This window comes from Mesorhizobium sp. M7A.F.Ca.US.005.03.2.1 (assembly GCF_003997795.1).
Classification (GTDB): Bacteria; Pseudomonadota; Alphaproteobacteria; order Rhizobiales; family Rhizobiaceae; genus Mesorhizobium; species Mesorhizobium ciceri.
Window position 1 is genome coordinate 1 of the sequence record NZ_RZRP01000987.1, and the last position, 2,155, is coordinate 2,155.

Below are 2,155 nucleotides of genomic sequence, written 5' to 3' on the forward strand. Positions count from 1 at the left end.
GCCTCACCGTCACGGACCTGGACCGGCAGCGTCACTGAGATGATCGATGACGACGCCAGCCTGAGAACGCGGCTATCCGCGAACCAGGACGAGCTCGAACGGGTGACATCGAAAATCGCCTCGGTCGACGTGGACGTGGTGATCCTTGCGATTTCCGAACGGGTTCGCGGCCTGGCCGACCGCAAGGTGCGTCACGTCTCGGCCGGCCTGGACCTGCCAAGTCGCAGGACGGAGCTGCAAATCCTCGACAATTCCGTGGCGAACTGTCTTGCCGCCCTTGGAAGGTCCTCCGAGCCAGTTCCTGCCAAACTGCTCTTGCCTGCTGCAACCATTAGCGCTGTGCGCACCATGGTCGAGCAACGATCCGGGATTGCTACCAGCGTGCGCGTTGCGCGCGAGGAGGCCGCGGCAGCCGCTGACGCGCTCCAGGCGGCACGCGACCGGGTCGGCGAAGAACGGGCCGTGCCGGAGCCTGCCAGGGCAAGGCTGGTTTCGGCTTTGTCTAGGGCCAAGGCCAGCGGCTACATGAGGGAGACAAAGGAGTCGCGCGAGGCCGCCGATGCAGGTGCAATTCGATGGCAGGCCGCGATCGCGCGTTTGCACCCCTGGTCGGGCGACTCTCAGGCACTGGCCAGGGTCGCCATTCCGAATGCTGCGCAGCTTGGCGCATGGAAGGCGCTGGCAGCAGAGCTCGGGAAGGGCAGGGGCGTCCTTTCCGATCGTCTTGCCGAGCACCAGGGCAATCACGACTTGCTTTCGGCGCGGCTGGAAGCCCTTCGTGCCTCTGTCGATGTCACCGACGATGATGCGGCCGACGTCATTCGGCGTGCCCGCGACGACGCCTGGGCAAGGCATCGCCATGACCTGACTGGGGAAACGGCGGATGATTTCGCGGCAACACTGGCCCGAGACGACAGTGTCGGCGCAGGCCGTTTGGCCAACGCTCGGGAACTGGTCGAAATTCGCAGCACAAACCGCAACCTCGTAGAAACCGCGGCCACTATCGCGCATGCGCGTGATCAACTTGCCCGGAATGGCTCAGATCGGGAGGCTGTGCTCTTGGAAATACGCACAGTCGCCAGAGAGCTGCTCGGGCCGTGCCAGGAAACATCCCCCGAACAGCTGATCGAACTGATCGAGGATCGTATCGCTGCCCGCATCGATGCGCTCGCGGCCTGGGAGGAGATCGAGCTTTCGCGCAAGAAGGCCGAGCGGGCGGTTGATGAGGAAGGTCGAATACGCCTGGAATTGAGCCGCGCGCTGGCGAGCGTCGGCGTCGGTTCGGATGTTGGTGACAGCCTAGAGACGGTCATGGCCGTGGCAGAGCTGTTTCTTGAGAGACAGTTCAAGGTGGACGCAGAGCGCACCGAGGCGCTCAAGACGGTTGGAACAAGGCAAGAGGATCTGGCCGCCAGGCGCCGCGCTGTCGAAGTCGCGGAGCGACGTGAGGATGAATGGCAGGCCGGTATTGCCGAAGCGCTCAAGGGGACTTGGCTAGAGAGAGGCATCTCGGTGCCCGGCATGGGCGGCGTCCTTGATCAACTGGCTGAACTGTCCAAGAGCCTTCAGGACCGGGAGGCCATGCAACTGCGCATCGAAAAGATGGTGGCCGACAGGGACAATTTTCTGGTCGAGGTTACCGCCGTTGCAGCCGATGCGGGCGAGGCGGACGACGACGAACCGGAACAGCTGGCGATCCGCCTTGCCCAGCGCCTGGAGCGCGCCGAGCGCATGCGCGAGGCCAAAGCAAGCCTCGTCAATGACCTGCAGCGCCTGCAGGATCAGCGTGAGATCCTCGATGCAGAGGTTTCGGCACATGAGCGCCGCAAGAACGAGGTCCTAAGCGTCTTTGGCGTGGTCACGCTAGCGGACGTCGTGCAACGCGATGAGCTGCTGCGCGACAGGGATCGCCTGCGCAAAACCGTGGCCGAGCTTGAGGAGCAGGTTTTTTCCGAGCTCGCGGTGGAAGGGTTCGAGCAGGCGCGTTCGATATTGGATGGTGTCGATCTCGGCAGTATCGCAATCGAGAAGGCGGAAGCCGAGCAACGGCTTCGCGCTTCTGACGAGGCAATACAGCACCAGCTCATTCGGCAGACGCGCGCGACCGACAAGCTGGACGCTATTGGCGGCGACAGTGCTGTTGCCCGCATAGATG

The 2,155-nt window shown here is 63.5% G+C and carries 1 pseudogene; it reads left to right on the forward strand.

Annotated features, from left to right (window positions below):
- Positions 1–39: 39 nt before the first annotated feature.
- Positions 40–2,155, forward strand: a pseudogene (locus EN991_RS33585) (hypothetical protein); the annotation flags it as partial.